Annotated in this window: 1 pseudogene; it reads left to right on the top strand. The window is 38.3% G+C overall.

Annotated features, from left to right (window positions below):
• Window positions 1–266: 266 nt before the first annotated feature.
• A pseudogene (locus AC3G7N_RS21910) lies at window positions 267–587 on the top strand (Na+/H+ antiporter NhaC family protein); the annotation flags it as partial.

Here is a 587-nt window from a genome sequence, read left to right as displayed (position 1 = left end):
GAAAAGGGTTAAGAAAAAAGTCAACTTTTCCGAGGAAGTAAATACAGAGTAATACGATTAATGTTCCTGTCGCATATTTAAAAAACGAATGTCTAATCCACATTCAAAGCACCTTCCTCATTGTTTTTACATTGTTACCCTTTACCTTTTTTACAAGTATACTAAACCGGCAATTCATGGCGCAATCGGCATAATAGATAAATCACACGGAAGTGAATGAAAACCATCTTTCCAGGAAAAAGTATCAGTGTTGGGAGTTGAATATCTTGGAAAATGCATGGATGTCATTAATACCTTTTCTAATAGTTATCGGCATGTCAATATGGTTAAAAAAGATTATGCCCGGATTGGTTCTTGGACTCGTCGTTGGAGCATTGCTTGTTGAGGCTAATGTTCTTGGCGGTGCACGCGAAACAATTACATATATCGTAACCACCCTATCGGACAAATCCAATATTCAAATTATCGCATTCCTTTACTTATTCGGCGGCCTTGTTGGCATGATGACCATATCCGGCGGGATAAAAGGATTCTCCGAATGGATTGGAGAAAAAATACATTCGCAGCGTGGACTGCTAACCTTAATA

This window comes from Virgibacillus carmonensis (assembly GCF_057836705.1).
Note: the sequence above shows the minus strand (reverse complement) of the source record. Positions and strands in the feature narration are given on the sequence as shown.